This is a genomic window from Bacillota bacterium LX-D (assembly GCA_031628995.1).
Lineage (GTDB): Bacteria > Bacillota > DUOV01 > DUOV01 > Zhaonellaceae > JAVLUO01.
The window spans coordinates 89,574-103,534 of record JAVLUO010000003.1 but is presented as its reverse complement, the minus strand read 5'-3'; the positions used below and the strand labels follow the sequence as shown (position 1 = coordinate 103,534).

13 protein-coding genes are annotated in these 13,961 nt (G+C 40.3%); 9 read left to right on the top strand and 4 right to left on the bottom strand.

What is annotated here, in order from left to right; all coding sequences use genetic code 11:
• Window positions 1–104 precede the first annotated feature (104 nt).
• Window positions 105–1,724, top strand: coding sequence for an AAA family ATPase (locus RDV78_04400; GenBank protein MDS1029748.1), 1,620 nt, complete (start codon window positions 105–107; stop codon window positions 1,722–1,724).
• 124 nt (window positions 1,725–1,848) lie between these two features.
• Here RDV78_04400 and RDV78_04395 read toward each other — a convergent pair whose 3' ends face one another.
• Window positions 1,849–2,100, bottom strand: coding sequence for an AbrB/MazE/SpoVT family DNA-binding domain-containing protein (locus tag RDV78_04395; protein MDS1029747.1), 252 nt, complete (start codon window positions 2,098–2,100; stop codon window positions 1,849–1,851).
• A 292-nt stretch (window positions 2,101–2,392) separates the two neighbouring features.
• Here RDV78_04395 and metG point away from each other — a divergent pair, with 292 nt between their 5' ends.
• The 8 genes from metG to RDV78_04355 all read left to right on the top strand — a co-directional run bounded on the left by metG (window position 2,393) and on the right by RDV78_04355 (window position 11,013).
• A complete protein-coding gene (metG, locus tag RDV78_04390) occupies window positions 2,393–4,357 on the top strand; it encodes a methionine--tRNA ligase (GenBank protein ID MDS1029746.1) in 1,965 nt (654 codons plus the stop codon).
• Window positions 4,358–5,122: a TatD family hydrolase gene (locus RDV78_04385; protein MDS1029745.1), complete on the top strand. Its 765-nt coding sequence runs from the start codon at window positions 4,358–4,360 to the stop codon at window positions 5,120–5,122. It abuts the gene before it with no gap.
• 362 nt (window positions 5,123–5,484) lie between these two features.
• Window positions 5,485–6,042, top strand: coding sequence for a biotin transporter BioY (locus RDV78_04380; protein MDS1029744.1), 558 nt, complete (start codon window positions 5,485–5,487; stop codon window positions 6,040–6,042).
• A 2-nt stretch (window positions 6,043–6,044) separates the two neighbouring features.
• On the top strand, window positions 6,045–7,010 hold the full coding sequence (bioB, locus tag RDV78_04375; GenBank protein ID MDS1029743.1) for a biotin synthase BioB: 966 nt from the start codon (window positions 6,045–6,047) through the stop codon (window positions 7,008–7,010).
• Window positions 7,007–7,693, top strand: a complete 687-nt coding sequence (gene bioD, locus RDV78_04370; protein ID MDS1029742.1) for a dethiobiotin synthase — start codon at window positions 7,007–7,009, stop codon at window positions 7,691–7,693. Before bioB ends, bioD begins: the two co-directional genes overlap by 4 nt.
• A gap of 2 nt (window positions 7,694–7,695) precedes the next feature.
• Entirely contained in the window at window positions 7,696–9,036 is a 1,341-nt protein-coding gene (gene bioA, locus RDV78_04365) for an adenosylmethionine--8-amino-7-oxononanoate transaminase (GenBank protein MDS1029741.1), read from the top strand.
• A gap of 224 nt (window positions 9,037–9,260) precedes the next feature.
• On the top strand, window positions 9,261–10,565 hold the full coding sequence (locus tag RDV78_04360; protein MDS1029740.1) for an FMN-binding glutamate synthase family protein: 1,305 nt from the start codon (window positions 9,261–9,263) through the stop codon (window positions 10,563–10,565).
• On the top strand, window positions 10,546–11,013 hold the full coding sequence (locus RDV78_04355) for a DUF3189 family protein (GenBank protein MDS1029739.1): 468 nt from the start codon (window positions 10,546–10,548) through the stop codon (window positions 11,011–11,013). Before RDV78_04360 ends, RDV78_04355 begins: the two co-directional genes overlap by 20 nt.
• A 75-nt stretch (window positions 11,014–11,088) precedes the next feature.
• Here the strand turns inward: RDV78_04355 and RDV78_04350 are convergent, their stop codons facing one another.
• Genes RDV78_04350 through RDV78_04340 form a run of 3 tightly spaced genes read right to left on the bottom strand, consistent with a single transcriptional unit; the run spans window position 11,089 to window position 13,960 of the window.
• Complete coding sequence (locus tag RDV78_04350; GenBank protein ID MDS1029738.1) at window positions 11,089–11,925, bottom strand: ABC transporter permease; 837 nt, start codon at window positions 11,923–11,925, stop codon at window positions 11,089–11,091.
• Window positions 11,919–12,827, bottom strand: coding sequence for an ABC transporter ATP-binding protein (locus RDV78_04345; GenBank protein MDS1029737.1), 909 nt, complete (start codon window positions 12,825–12,827; stop codon window positions 11,919–11,921). The genes RDV78_04350 and RDV78_04345 overlap by 7 nt, the downstream gene beginning before the upstream one ends.
• A complete protein-coding gene (locus RDV78_04340; protein ID MDS1029736.1) occupies window positions 12,824–13,960 on the bottom strand; it encodes a zf-HC2 domain-containing protein in 1,137 nt (378 codons plus the stop codon). Before RDV78_04340 ends, RDV78_04345 begins: the two co-directional genes overlap by 4 nt.
• Between the last annotated feature and the right edge of the window lies 1 nt (window position 13,961).

Sequence of the window (13,961 nt, the reverse complement as noted above, 5' to 3'; positions counted from 1 at the left end):
CATTTAAGTATAATGATTACTTTCTCGACCAGTAAACAATAAGCTAATGGCTCAGATTATTAAAGAAGTATTGGCAGAGTAATTTAATTTAGGGGGATGAAAGGTTGAGGTTAGAAGCAATTGTAATTAAACATTATCGATCGATAGAAAGAGTGGCTCTTAAACTTCCTCCAAATAAGCCACTTGTCCTATTCGGACCGAATAACGCAGGAAAATCTAATATATTATCAGCTATAAATAGAATACTTGGTGAAAGATATCCAACTTATATTGAAATGTTGGAAAGTGATTACTTTAAACGTAATCAAAATGAATATCCTACCGCACATATTACCGCTAAATTTACTAAGCCTTTATATTATGATAATAGAGGAAATGGATATGACGTTATAGCTGTAAGTTATGGTTATAATGGACAGGCTAATAATAATCTTTTGCACGATGGCAGTGGAAATAAAATATATCCCACAAACGAACAGCGTTCTGCCTGTCAGTCCTACTTGATTGATGCTGAAAGAAATATCCAGAGTGCTTTTAATTATAGTAGTAGCTACTCTCTGTTAAGTAAGTTTTCAAAGAAGATACATGAAGCCTTAAGTACAGAGCATAAAGATGAATTATCACAAGCCTTTAATCAAATTACAGCATCCTTTGAACAGACTGATGAATTCTCTGGTTTTTTTAATCGATTTTCTGAAGCTCTAAAGGGGGCGGTAAAAGGGTTTGTTCATTCATTGGCTGTGGATTTTTCAGCCTATGATCCAAACAATTATGCAAAGTCACTTCGGATCTATGCAAAAGAGGGAGATAATATTCGTGGATTTGAAGAATTCGGCACTGGTGAACAGCAAGTCTTATTAATGGCTTTTGTTAAAGCATATATGGAAGTATTCACTGGTGAAAACTTTGTGTTGATTATTGAAGAACCAGAAGCCCATCTCCATCCCTTAGCTCAAAGATGGTTAAAGGAATATGTTGTAGATATGTGTTCATGTGGCATTCAAGTAATCATTTCAACACATTCCGCAGAATTCATAGATGCAGAATACTTAGATGGACTTGTACGAGTACATAAAGAAGGTGGAGTTACTAAAGCAATACAACTATTCGCTCAACAACTTTGCGATTTTTGTATAGGGTCAGGTGTTCCAGAGAATTGTGTGTCACCAGAAAACATAATTGATTTTTACTCAACAAAACTATTTTCAGACCAGTTAAAAGGAATGTTTGCAGAAACAATCATATTAGTGGAGGGAGCTACTGAATATTTTGCTCTGCCAGTATATTTAAAACGTAGTGGGTATTCTTTAGCTGAACATGGAACCGAAATTGTTAATTGTCGTGGTAAGGAGGCAATCCCTTTGTACTGGAGGTTATTTAAAGCATACGGTTACAATTGTTATGCCATATTTGATTGTGACAGGAATGCATCAAAGACTAGGGATGTGTTTAATGGCATCTTTTGCGAAGAAGAATGGGATACGGAAACTGAAAATTGTATTGTTAGAGCCGATTATGCATACTTCGGTAAAGACTTTGAATCCTATTTGCGTACAGCAATAGATGATTATACTTCAATGGAACAAACCATTTCTGAAAAATATCATATTTCTTCAAAACCAGGAAAAGCTAAAGCTATTGCACAACATATAGAGGAAATTCCTCATTTTATTAAGGATATTGCAGATAAACTATTAATTATAGAACTATTGGGACAAAATTAGCTGAATGTAAAAAAAGACCACACAGGATTATAAAAACTCTTATGTGGTCTTTTTTGCCCCGCTTGAAGCTGTTCAGTTAAGTTTTTCTTCAAATCCCTAAGTGAACGCTTCTTTTGGCGTCTTTTTAAACAGCTTGGTTGGACATATCATTTAAGCAGTCTTGACAAATATTTTTACCTTTGAAATTATGTACGTTTTCTGCGTTGCCGCAAAATACGCAAGCCGGTTCATATTTCTTTAAAATAATTTTTTCGTGGTCAACGTAGATTTCTAAAGCATCTTTTTCATCAATACCTAAGGTACGGCGTAATTCAATGGGAATAACAACTCGACCTAATTCATCAACTTTACGAACAATACCCGTGGATTTAATCATTTTTATCTCCCCCCCTGGTTCAACATACTTCGACATCTTGACTAGATGATACCAACAATTCCAGTAAAAGTCAACCCTTTAATTGTAAATTTAATACTTTTTTTTCTGCTTTTAGATAAAATTTTACAAATAAATACATGATTACGCCAAACCTTCTAAAATAAAAATGGCTTTTAGTCGTAAAATGGGTAAAATATAGGAAGGGTAATATTTTTTTTCTTGGAAAATTTGTAGTAAAATTGAATAATGAAAACTTTTACAAAATAGTGAAGCAGGTACGGGAGGCTGTTTTATGGAAAAAAAGACTTATTATATAACAACACCTATTTATTATCCTAGCGATAAATTACATATCGGACATGCTCTGACCACCACCATGGCAGATACCTTAGCCAGGTTTAAAAGGATGCAGGGCTACGATGTATTTTTCTTAACTGGCTCAGATGAACATGGGCAAAAAATTGAACGGAAAGCTAAAGAAGCCGGGGTAACTCCCTTAGCATATGTAGATAAAATTGTTGCTACTTTTCAAAACTTATGGGCTAAACTAGGCATTTCCAATGATGATTTTATTCGTACTTCTGAAGAACGTCATCAAAAAGTCGTCCAAGAGCTTTTTAAAAAGATTTACGATCAAGGGGATATTTATAAATCAGAGTATGAAGGCTGGTATTGCACTCCTTGTGAGACCTTTTTTACAGATCGGCAGTTAGTTGAAGGAAAATGCCCGGATTGCGGCCGGCCGGTAGAGGTTCTAAAGGAAGAAAGTTACTTTTTTAAGATGAGTAAATATGCCGATCGGCTGTTAGAATATATCGAAACACATCCGGAATTTATTCAACCAGTTACCCGTAGAAACGAAATGATCAGTTTTATTAAACAAGGTTTGGCAGATTTATGTATCTCCCGCACGACTTTTGATTGGGGTATTCCTGTCCCAATTGATGAGAAACACGTCATTTATGTTTGGTTCGATGCTTTAACTAACTATATTTCCGCCTTAGGCTATGGCAGTGGAGATCCTAAATTTGAAAAATATTGGCCTAGTGCTGTTCATTTAGTAGGCAAAGATATTATGCGTTTCCATACAATTATTTGGCCGATTATTTTAATGGCTGCGGGAATTAAACTGCCTAATGCTGTTTTTGGTCATGGCTGGCTGTTAGTAGACGGTAGCAAAATGTCTAAGTCCAAAGGAAATGTGATTGATCCTATGGCCCTAATTGCTAAGTACGGTGCCGATACGATCCGCTACTTCTTGCTTAGAGAAATGCCCTATGGTGCAGATGGCTACTACTCGGAAGATGCTTTAATTTTACGAACCAATACAGATTTGGCCAATGATTACGGCAATCTCTTAAGCCGTACTACATCTATGTTGAATAAATTCTGTGCAGGCAGGATTCCAGTTCCTGGAGATGATTCTCCAGAAGATGCAGAACTAAAAAGAATTGCCGCAGAACTGCCGGAAAAAGTAGCACAGGCCTTAAATAAATTTGAATTCGGAGCAGCTCTCGCCTCCATTTGGGAATTGATTAACAAAGGAAATAAATATATTGAAGAAAATACCCCTTGGGCCTTGGCGAAAGATCCCGCCAAGGAAGAGCGGCTGTATACAGTTATGTATAATTTAGCGGAAGTAATTAGAATCAGTACAGTTTTACTGACACCATTTTTACCCCATACCCCTGAAAAAGTATGGTCCCAATTAGGATTAACAGAACATACTGAAGCCCAGACTTGGGAGAGCATTTTGTCCTGGGGCAAAATGCCGACTGGAATTAAAATCAATAGAGGGGAACCTATTTTCCCGAGGATAGAAGAAGAAAAAGACACAAAACCGGAGATGAAAAAAGTGGAAGAAAAACAAGCAGTAACACCGTTAAAAACACAGCCAAAAACAGATCCTCAAATTGAAGAAGAAGGGGCAAATTTAATTTCTATTGACGACTTTGCCAAAGTAGAGCTGCGTGTAGCCGAAGTATTAGAAGCCAAGAAAGTAGAAAAAGCAGATAAATTATTAGAATTACAGGTAGCTTTGGGAGAAGAGAAGCGGACAGTAGTGGCAGGCATTGCCTTACATTATACACCTGAGGAATTAGTTGGGAAGAAAATAATTATGGTAACTAACTTAAAACCTGCTAAATTAAGGGGCATTACTTCCTATGGCATGCTTTTAGCTGCTTCAGTTGAAGGCAAGCTTAGCGTCCTTACTTTAGATCGGGACGTAGTTCCCAGCGGGGCCAAGGTGAAGTAAATGCTCATCGATACCCATGCCCATTTAAATGATCCAACATTACTAGAGGATCTTCCGGAAGTACTCCAAAGAGCAGCGGCTGCTGGCGTTGAAAAAATCGTCAATATTGGTTATGACTTTCCTTCTAGCCAAAAGGCAGCAGAATTAGCTGCCCAATATTCTAATCTGTATGCTGCTGTTGGCATCCATCCTCACGATGCCTTCCAGTATGATGAGCATTGTGAGGAATTAAAAACATTGGCCCAGGGAGAAAAAGTAGTAGCTATTGGGGAAATAGGCCTTGACTATTATCGGGACCTCTCCCCTCGAGACAAGCAGCAAGAAATTTTTCGGGCCCAAATTAACCTGGCTAAGGAACTGAAGCTGCCTATCATTATTCATGATCGGGATGCCCACGGGGATGTTCTGCAGATTATGCAGGAGGAAAAAGCCAATGAAGTCGGCGGCATTTTGCACTGCTTTTCCGGCAGTTGGGAAATGGCTAAAGAATGCTTAAAACTTGGTTTTTACATCTCTTTTGCTGGACCGGTAACTTTTAAAAATGCAAGACGTGTACAGGAAGTTGCTCAACAAGTACCCTTAGATTGGCTGCTGGTTGAAACCGATTGTCCATACTTAGCTCCAGAACCTTATCGAGGGAAACGGAACGAACCGGCTTACGTAGTTGAAACTGCCAAAAAAATTGCTGAATTAAGGGAAATGCCTTTTGAAGAGCTGGCAGCAGCGACCAAAGCTAACGCTCAAAAATTATTTAAAATCAACTAAAAATAAAAAACATGGGCTAAAGTGTGAACGTCATAGGGAAGCTCTAGAAAGCCGAGTAAATTCAAGGCTGTCAGCAAATCCGTTGAGAGGTTATATTGTAAAACTGCCCTAAAGCACAAAGCCGCGAGTACCATTATGGTATTCGTGGCTTTTGCCGTATTCGGGGCAAGTCAGATTTTCTATTGTTGCCGCAGTTCAGGGGCAACTATGTGTTTTGCTCATTTGGCGATTTAATAATCACCGGCATATTGTCAACTACATATACGTTTATGGTTGACAATAGAACAATTTTGCAATAAAATAAATAGCACAGGTAGTAAAATTATGTCATTAAAAAAATCTATTTTTTACGGAGAGAGAAAATGACACAGGGAAAAAACTTTAACACAAGAAATATGATTTTATGCGCACTGTTTGCCGCGCTGATTGCCGTTGGTGCTTTTATCAAAATACCGATTCCCGTGGTGCCTTTCACCCTGCAATTTCTGTTTACAAACTTAGCGGGACTGCTGTTGGGAAAAAGGTATGGAGCCATTTCGGTGGGGGTGTATATCGCCGTAGGCTTGCTGGGCCTTCCTGTCTTTACCAACGGAGGTGGAATTGGATATATTTTTCAGCCCACATTCGGATATATCATCGGATTTATGGCAGGCACCTGGCTGACGGGGTACATAGCGGAAAAATCCCAAATACCAACCTTTAAAAGGCTGCTCCTGGCAGGATTCGCGGGACTGGTAATTGTGTATCTCCTTGGAATGCTTTACTACTATATCATCGCCAATTACTACATGAATTCTCCCTTAGGAGTATGGTCCCTGATCCTGTATTGCTTTATTCTTGCGGTGCCCGGTGATATTATCATCTGTTTTGCCAGCGCGATACTCGCTAAACGGTTAATTCCAATTATGAAAAGAGGTTAAATATGAAGATTGCAGTTGCACTGAAAAATAAAATTCTGGATGGGTATCAAATTACCAAAGAGGATGCGTTATCTTTAATCAATGAAGATTTAGAGGAATTATGGGGCTGCGCCAACGATCTTCGGCACCATTTTTGCGGGAATTCCTTTGATATTTGCACCATTATAAACGGGAAAAGCGGGAAATGCTCGGAAAACTGCAAATACTGTGCCCAGTCCGCCCACTATCATACCAAAGTGGAGGAGTATGCTCTGCTGGATTGTGACCGCTTGAAAAAAGAGGCGGTGTACAATCACCAAAAAGGCATTTTGCGTTACTCTGTCGTCACATCAGGAATAAGGCTTACGGACGCTGAGGTGGATGCGCTTTGTGAAAGCTATGGGGAAATAAAGGCCACCTGCGGCATCTCTTTGTGTGCGTCTCACGGCCTGCTTTCCTTTGAGCAGTTTCAAAAGCTGAAAAGTGCGGGAGTTACCCGATACCACAACAATCTGGAAACCTCCCGCAGACATTTCCCCAATATTTGTACCACCCATACTTACGACGATAAAATCAACGCCATCAAAGCCGCTCAGAAAGCCGGTTTGGAGGTGTGCAGCGGAGGCATTATGGGCCTGGGCGAAACAATGGAAGACCGGATTGACATGGTAATGGATATTCGCGATTTAGAAATTAAATCTGTTCCTGTCAACATCCTGAATCCCATTCCGGGCACTCCTCTGGAGCATATGCCGGTACTGACCACGGATGAAGTACGTCGAATTGTTGCAATTTTCCGTTTTATCATCCCGGATGCCGCTATTCGCCTTGCGGGCGGCAGAGGGCTGATGGAGGATAAGGGGAAATCTATCTTTATGTCCGGCGCAAATGCGGCTATTTCCGGGGATATGCTGACTACTTCAGGAATTAACATTGATGATGATATGGCTATGCTGAAAGAATTGGGATTTGAGGTGAAAATGCTATGAGCAAAGGGATTTTTATAACAGGCACGGGAACCGATGTGGGAAAAACCTTTGTGACTGCTCTTATCACCAGGAAGCTTCGGCAGCATGGGTTTAACACAGGATATTACAAAGCGGCGCTTAGCGGGGCTGAATATAAAAACGGAAAGCTGGTTGCGGGAGACGCCGATTATGTGTGCCGGATTTCCGGACTTGACAAGGATCCCAACAGCCTGGTTTCCTATATTTATGAAACAGCAGTATCCCCCCATCTGGCGGCGCAGATAGAAAACAAGCCGGTGGAAATGAGCAAAGTGCTCTCTGATTTTGAAAAAATGAAAAAGCAGTTTGATTTCATAACCGTGGAAGGCAGCGGCGGCATTATCTGCCCCATCAGAATGGATGAGCAAACCATTATGCTGACTGATATTATCAAATCCTTAAAGCTTGATGCTCTCCTAGTCGCATCTGCTGCCCTGGGAACCATCAACAGCACTGTGCTTACGGTGGAGTACGCAAGGCAGCAGGGTATTCGCCTCCGAGGCATTATCCTGAACGGCTATGAACCGGATAATTTCCTGCACAGCGATAACAAAAAGCAGATCCAACATTTTACGGGTATCCCGGTTGTCGCCTGTGTCGGGCAAAATTCGACGGATTTGGAATTAGATATCAAAAGGTTAGCGGATCTGTATAAGGAGATATAAATATGGACTACATAAAGAAAGATTTGGAGCATATCTGGCATCCCTGCTCCCAGATGAAGGATTATGAGGAACTTCCTCCTATTGTCATTGATCATGCGAAAGGCGTATATCTGTATGAGGCTGACGGCAAACGCTATGTGGATGTGGTCAGCTCGTGGTGGTGTAACCTTTTGGGTCACTGCAATCCCAGAATCAACGAAGCGGTCAAAAAACAGATTGATCGGCTGGAACACGTTATCTTTGCCAACTTTTCCCATGCACCTGCCATTGAACTCTGCGATAAGCTCTCTAAAATTACCCCCAAGGGCTTGACAAAATTCTTCTTCACCGATAACGGATCGTCAGCCATTGAGGCGGCCATGAAAATGAGCTTCCAGTATCATTACCAGACAGGGAATCCTCAAAAGAAGCGCTTTATGGCATTGAGCGATGCCTACCACGGGGAAACGCTGGGCGCTTTGTCCGTAGGCGGCGTGGATTTGTATTCCGAAATTTATAAACCTATGCTGTTGGACATTATCCGGGTGGACAGCCCGGACTGCTATCGGTGCAAATACGGTAAGTGCCGTGAATGCTGCAATGCCGAGTGTTTTGAGAATGCCGAAAAAGCGTTTGCGCAGTACGGAAATGAAACCTGCGCCTTTATTGTAGAGCCGCTTATACAGGCTGCCGCCGGCATGAAAATATATCCGGCCCCATATCTGAAAAAGCTGCGGCGGCTTTGCGATGAATATAATGTGCATTTGATTGCCGATGAAATTGCTACCGGTTACGGCAGAACGGGAAAAATGTTTGCCTGTGAACACGCCGGCATTTCTCCCGATATGATGTGCCTGTCAAAAGGGTTGACCGGCGGATACATGCCCATGGCCATTGCGGTTACCACCGACAAAATCTATAATGCGTTTTATGCCGATTACAATGAGGGCAAAGCGTTTATGCACAGCCATACCTACTGCGGTAATCCGCTTGCCTGTTCCGCCGCCCTTGAGGTGCTGAATATACTGAAAGATCAAAACATCATTCAGAATGTCAACGATAATTCCCAGTATTTTAATTCCCTTATTCAGGAAAAACTTTCCCCTAATCCATATGTAGGTGATATCCGTCACATTGGTTTAATCAACGCCATTGAGCTTGTGAAAAATAAAGAAACCAAAGAACCGCTTGACAGTAAGCGCCGGTATGGCTATCAAATCTATAAAAAGGCGCTGAAAAAAGGCGCCCTGCTGCGTCCCCTGGGAGATGTGTTATATTTTAACCCGCCTCTCACTATCAGCCGAGAGGATATGTGTTTTGTGGTGGACGTGTGTGCAGAGTGTATAGAGGAAGTTTTAGGATAGATCAAGGACACTTAATGCATTATGCTTTGTTTATACATTCCAAATGGTTTAACTAACGTGGCGGAAAAATTTAAACAACAACAGTGCTCTGGACATGTAACTTTTATTAAAGAGGCGAACGCTCAAAGTTAGCTCAACCGGCAGCAGACTTGCTATAAAAAATTATGTATAATTTTGCAAACAAAGTTAAAACTAAAAAAAGTGAACTGAAGGGGTGTTTAACTTTGTTTGAAAATACACTACAAAATATAATGGCTAAATTTTTAGAACAAATGTCTAAAGCTGAGCAGGCCAAAATGTTGCCTATGGTTAACAACTTTTCCTGGCTGCTGATGGAGGAGATTGCCCAAAGAGCCAAAAACGGCAATCCCCTTTATGCGCCGGAAGGAACTACCCGAAAAAACTATCCTGATTTTCGAGATTTAGTATTTCTGCCCAAGCAAATGAAAGAATTGCCCTTAGAAAGGGATGCCCAAATCGATACCCAAGTAAAAATTGGCTTAAATTGCCCCAAACCATTGGAAATTTCCATGCCTTTGATGATCACTGGAATGGGTTACGGAGTTTCTGTCAGCATGGAAATAAAAAAAGCAATGGCTAGAGCTGCTAAACTTGCCCAAACAGCTGTTAATTCAGGGGAAGCAGGTTTTATCCCCGAGGAAAGGGAATTAGCAGATAAATATATTGTCCAATATAACCGGGGTAAATGGGGTAATACGCCTCAAGAACTGCAGCAGGCGGAAATGATCGAAGTTAAAGTAGGGCAAGGAGCCTCCGCCAGCGATGGATTTGAAGTAAAATATGAGGAAGCTGGAGAACATTTACGCCGGCATTTAGAAATGAAGTCAGGCCAGGATGCTGTTTGCCCAAATACTTTCCCCGAAGTCAAAGGGCCTGGGGATTGGAAAAAACTTGTTCAAAGCATTAAAGAAATTAATCCAGATGTTCCCGTAGTTGTGAAAATAGCTGCTGGTGATTTAGCAGGGGACTTAGATGCGGCTATTGAGGCAGGCTTTGATGGAATTGTTTTAGATGGAGGAGGCGGTGGAACTGCCTATAGTCTAGAATTAACAATTAATAATTTCTGCATTCCTCTTGTCTATGCCATTCCTAAAGCTCATGAGTATTTAGTTAAAAAAAATGTACGGAAAAAGATTGCTTTAATTGCTGCCGGCGGGGCCCACTCCCCTGGCGATTTTCTAAAAGCATTAGCCCTAGGTGCTGATGCAGTTTATGTAGGACAGCCTAGTCTTGTAGCTCTGACTTATTTTCAGCTGGAAAAAATGCCTGTCGGCACAAATCCTACGCAACTGTTTTTATATACTGGAAAACACACAGATCAATTAAATGTAGACGAAGCAGCTCAGCATTTAGCTAACTTCTTACAGGCAGCTGTAACTGAAATGCAGATGGCAGCCAGGCTATTAGGCAAAGGAGCTTTACGGGATATTACCAAGACAGATTTAGTTGCCCTTCAGCCGGAAGTGGCTGAAGTTACAGGAGTAAAATATGTTAGTTATTTATCATGATTACGGTGGAACACACTCAACTGTTGTAGCTGCCTGGCTTCATTTAAAACGCTTATCTCCAAATAAAGTTCCCACGGAAAAAGACCTAATGGCCATACCCCTTTATGACCGGGGAACCAATAAAGATTTTGGCCGAATTAAAATCTGGGGTCAGGATGAATGGGGAAATACAGTAGCAACTTTAGGGAGGAAAAGTGCGGATAAATTGCTGCTGCCTGCTCTCCAAGACCTTAATAGTTTCTTAAAAAATGTGGAAGAAATTAAATTTGTTAACACCATGCCCGCCGTAAACATTTTAATGAATATTGGCGGCTTTACCTCTCGGACACTGCAGCTTGAATCTATAGGCAGACCCATTGTAATTAAAGGAACTATTAAGGCTTTTCCTAAATTGGTCCAGTTGGTCCAAGATGTTAGGGCTTATGTGAAAAAAATACCGAAAGGGTAAAAATGAATTTGGAAAAACAGAATGGGGTCATGCCTCCATGCTTATAGTAAATGCATGGGGGAATACCCCCATGCATTAAATGTCCCTCTGTTTAAATTTATGGACACCCCAGATTAAGAAAATCATGAAATAAAGTAATGCATAGACAACCATCCAGTTGCTGGGCTGGTTAACCGCACCGAAAGGACCTGCTCCTTGGAAAGTGATAAGGCCGGTATTGAACAAATCTCCCGTCATTTTGCGGTAAATAGCATCCGTAGGCATAATCAAACTAGAGGCAATGCCCAATTGCTCCATTGTTGTATTTTTAACTAAGGCACCAATTTGTTCGATGATTCCACCAATCATTCCCAGACCATAAAGCATGACGATTAAAATTCCATTATTAATTGTTGGCAGAAAAGTTGTTCCCCATATACCTAAACCTAGTAAAATTAAAGGCTCCAAACAAAAAAGCAGCAACCCTTTAATTATTCCTTCCGTAGTTAAGAAAGTAAAGCTCCAATGGCTTAAAATTTGGGTTAAAAGGATTATTGAAGCAAAAAATAGGGCTGCATAAACAATTAGCATAATCCCAAGGCCTAAAAATTTACCAATAACAATAGAACTGCGTTTAATAGGTTTTGGTATGATCGCATATAAAGTTCCATTTTCAATTTCAGCGGAAATAGCCCCGGCTGAAGCAACTACTACCAAGAAGGCGTTAATAAAACTAGCAAAATAAAGCCCTGCGGATAGCAGCTGGGATAGAATCAGACTACGGTAAAGCATATCTTCACTGCCGGGATTTTTGTATGCAAAGTATAAGGCTGTACCGTACAAACCTAAAAAAGCTATAGTTAGGAATAATACCAGCAAAAAAACTTTTTTATGGATTATTTCCTGAAAAGTATTTTTGGCTATGACTAACATGCTTCAGTTTCCTCCTGCATTAATTTTAGAAATAGCTCTTCCAATAAGTTGTAGGTTGCCAGTTCATAAAGCTGCCCATGTTTTTTAATGATTAGTTCACTTAAACCAGGAATTTTTTCTCTGCTTGTCAATTCTACAGTTACCTTTTGCCCTTCTACTTTCAAGATATTACCGTAATTCCCTATAGCTTCTAGGATCAGCGGATTTAAATTGCCTATTCTTACTGTAACTTCAACAGAACCCTGAAGCAATTCCGGTAAAGTCCCGGCTGCAACAATTTGTCCTCTTTTAATTACTGCCACATGGTCGCAAACGTTTTCAACTTCGCTTAGTAAATGGCTGTTTAAAAAGATGGTTTTTCCTTCTGCCCGCAATTTCAACATAATCTCCCTAACTTCTCTCCTGCCTAAAGGATCGAGAGCTGAAGTAGGCTCATCTAAAAACAATAGTTTTGGGTCTGAAAGCAAAGCGCAGGCTAAACCAATACGCTGTTGCATCCCTTTGCTGTAGGTGCCTATTTTTTGTTTGCTAAAATCTTTAAGCCCTACTTGTAATAAAACTTCCGGAATGCGCTGGCGAATAATATTTTGCGGCAATTTATATAGGGAAGCATGAAAAGCAAGTAACTCAAAGCCAGTCATCCAATCATGGTAACGAAAATTTTCCGGTAAAAAACCTATTTTCTTCCGGGACTCTAAATCACCTAAAGGTTTTTCCAGAAGCCAAGCTTTGCCGCTGTCTGCATGTAAAAGACCTACTAAGGTTTTCACTAAGGTACTTTTACCAGCACCGTTATGACCCAAAAAACCGAAAATTTGCCCCTCCTCCACAGAGAGGCAAATATTTCGGCACCCGCCTTGACCATTAAATTGTTTGGTTAAATTCTGAGTTTCTATAATCATTTCTCTAACCCGTTGGCTAATTCCAAAGCTTCATCCATATTTAGATTTCCGCTAAGGATATTTAGGACACCATCTTTTTGCCAGAATAATTGGCCCCATTTACTATTTCTGCCTAGATAAACTCCTTGCGTTCCGTCAACCTGAACTTCTTTCGTATTCCCTTCAAAATTTGGAATAGGTAAAGTGTGCTGCCAATCTTTTATACCTGCTAACTGCTGACGTATATTTTCAGGTAAAAAGGGGAGGGCAAGCAAAGCAGTGCGTAAAGCTTCCACATTCGTACCCTCAGGAACTAAAACCTCAGGGCTTTTAGTTTGCACATAATTAAAATAATTTCTGTTCCCTTTTTCATCAGAGTTATAATCCATAACGTAAGCTTCATTAATCACAATGGAAAAAGTTTTCTGGTCTAATTCTTTTGGCAGTAAAGTTTTCCCACCTAAAGATTCAATTAATTTATTAACCTTATCAACATTTAAAGTAAAATCGATTCGATTACCCGATTCTTTACGCAGGGAAATATTTGCGGGATCAACTTTGTTTTCAGCAAAGAATTTTAAATCGAAATCTGCTTCTCCTTGGGCTTTTTCAAGGGTTATTTCTGTGCTGTTATAATCATTAGCTATCTTAACTTTACCAAAATCCTTTAGCTTAATGGTGCCTTTGTTATCCAGCTTATTTTTTACTTCACTTAAATCTTCAGCAGTTAAAGTTACAGTCTGTAATTTTTCTACCCGAAAGATATTTAAAAAACTAGCTGCAGCGCTGCGTACCTGGCTAAAGCTCATAGAGCCGCAAAGTACCGCAACTCCGGCTGCTACAGCAGCCCATTTCCTATATTTATTGAACATTTGAAATACTCCTTTCCTTTTTTCAAGCTTCGCTGAGTTAATCTGTTTTACTTGAGAACTCACAATTTTTTGCCAAGCTGCTTTTCGATCAAAATTAGCTTTATTCATCTCTTGGCCATAGTTAGTAATAAGCTGTTGAGTAAAAAAAGCATTATCCCCTAATTCCTGGAAATGTTCGCGGCAAAGGTGGCAGCTTTGTAAATGCTTCTCCAACTGCTGCCGTTCTTCCACTGACAACTCCCCGTCTAAATATGCTTGCAGAGTACCTAAATCAGGACACATT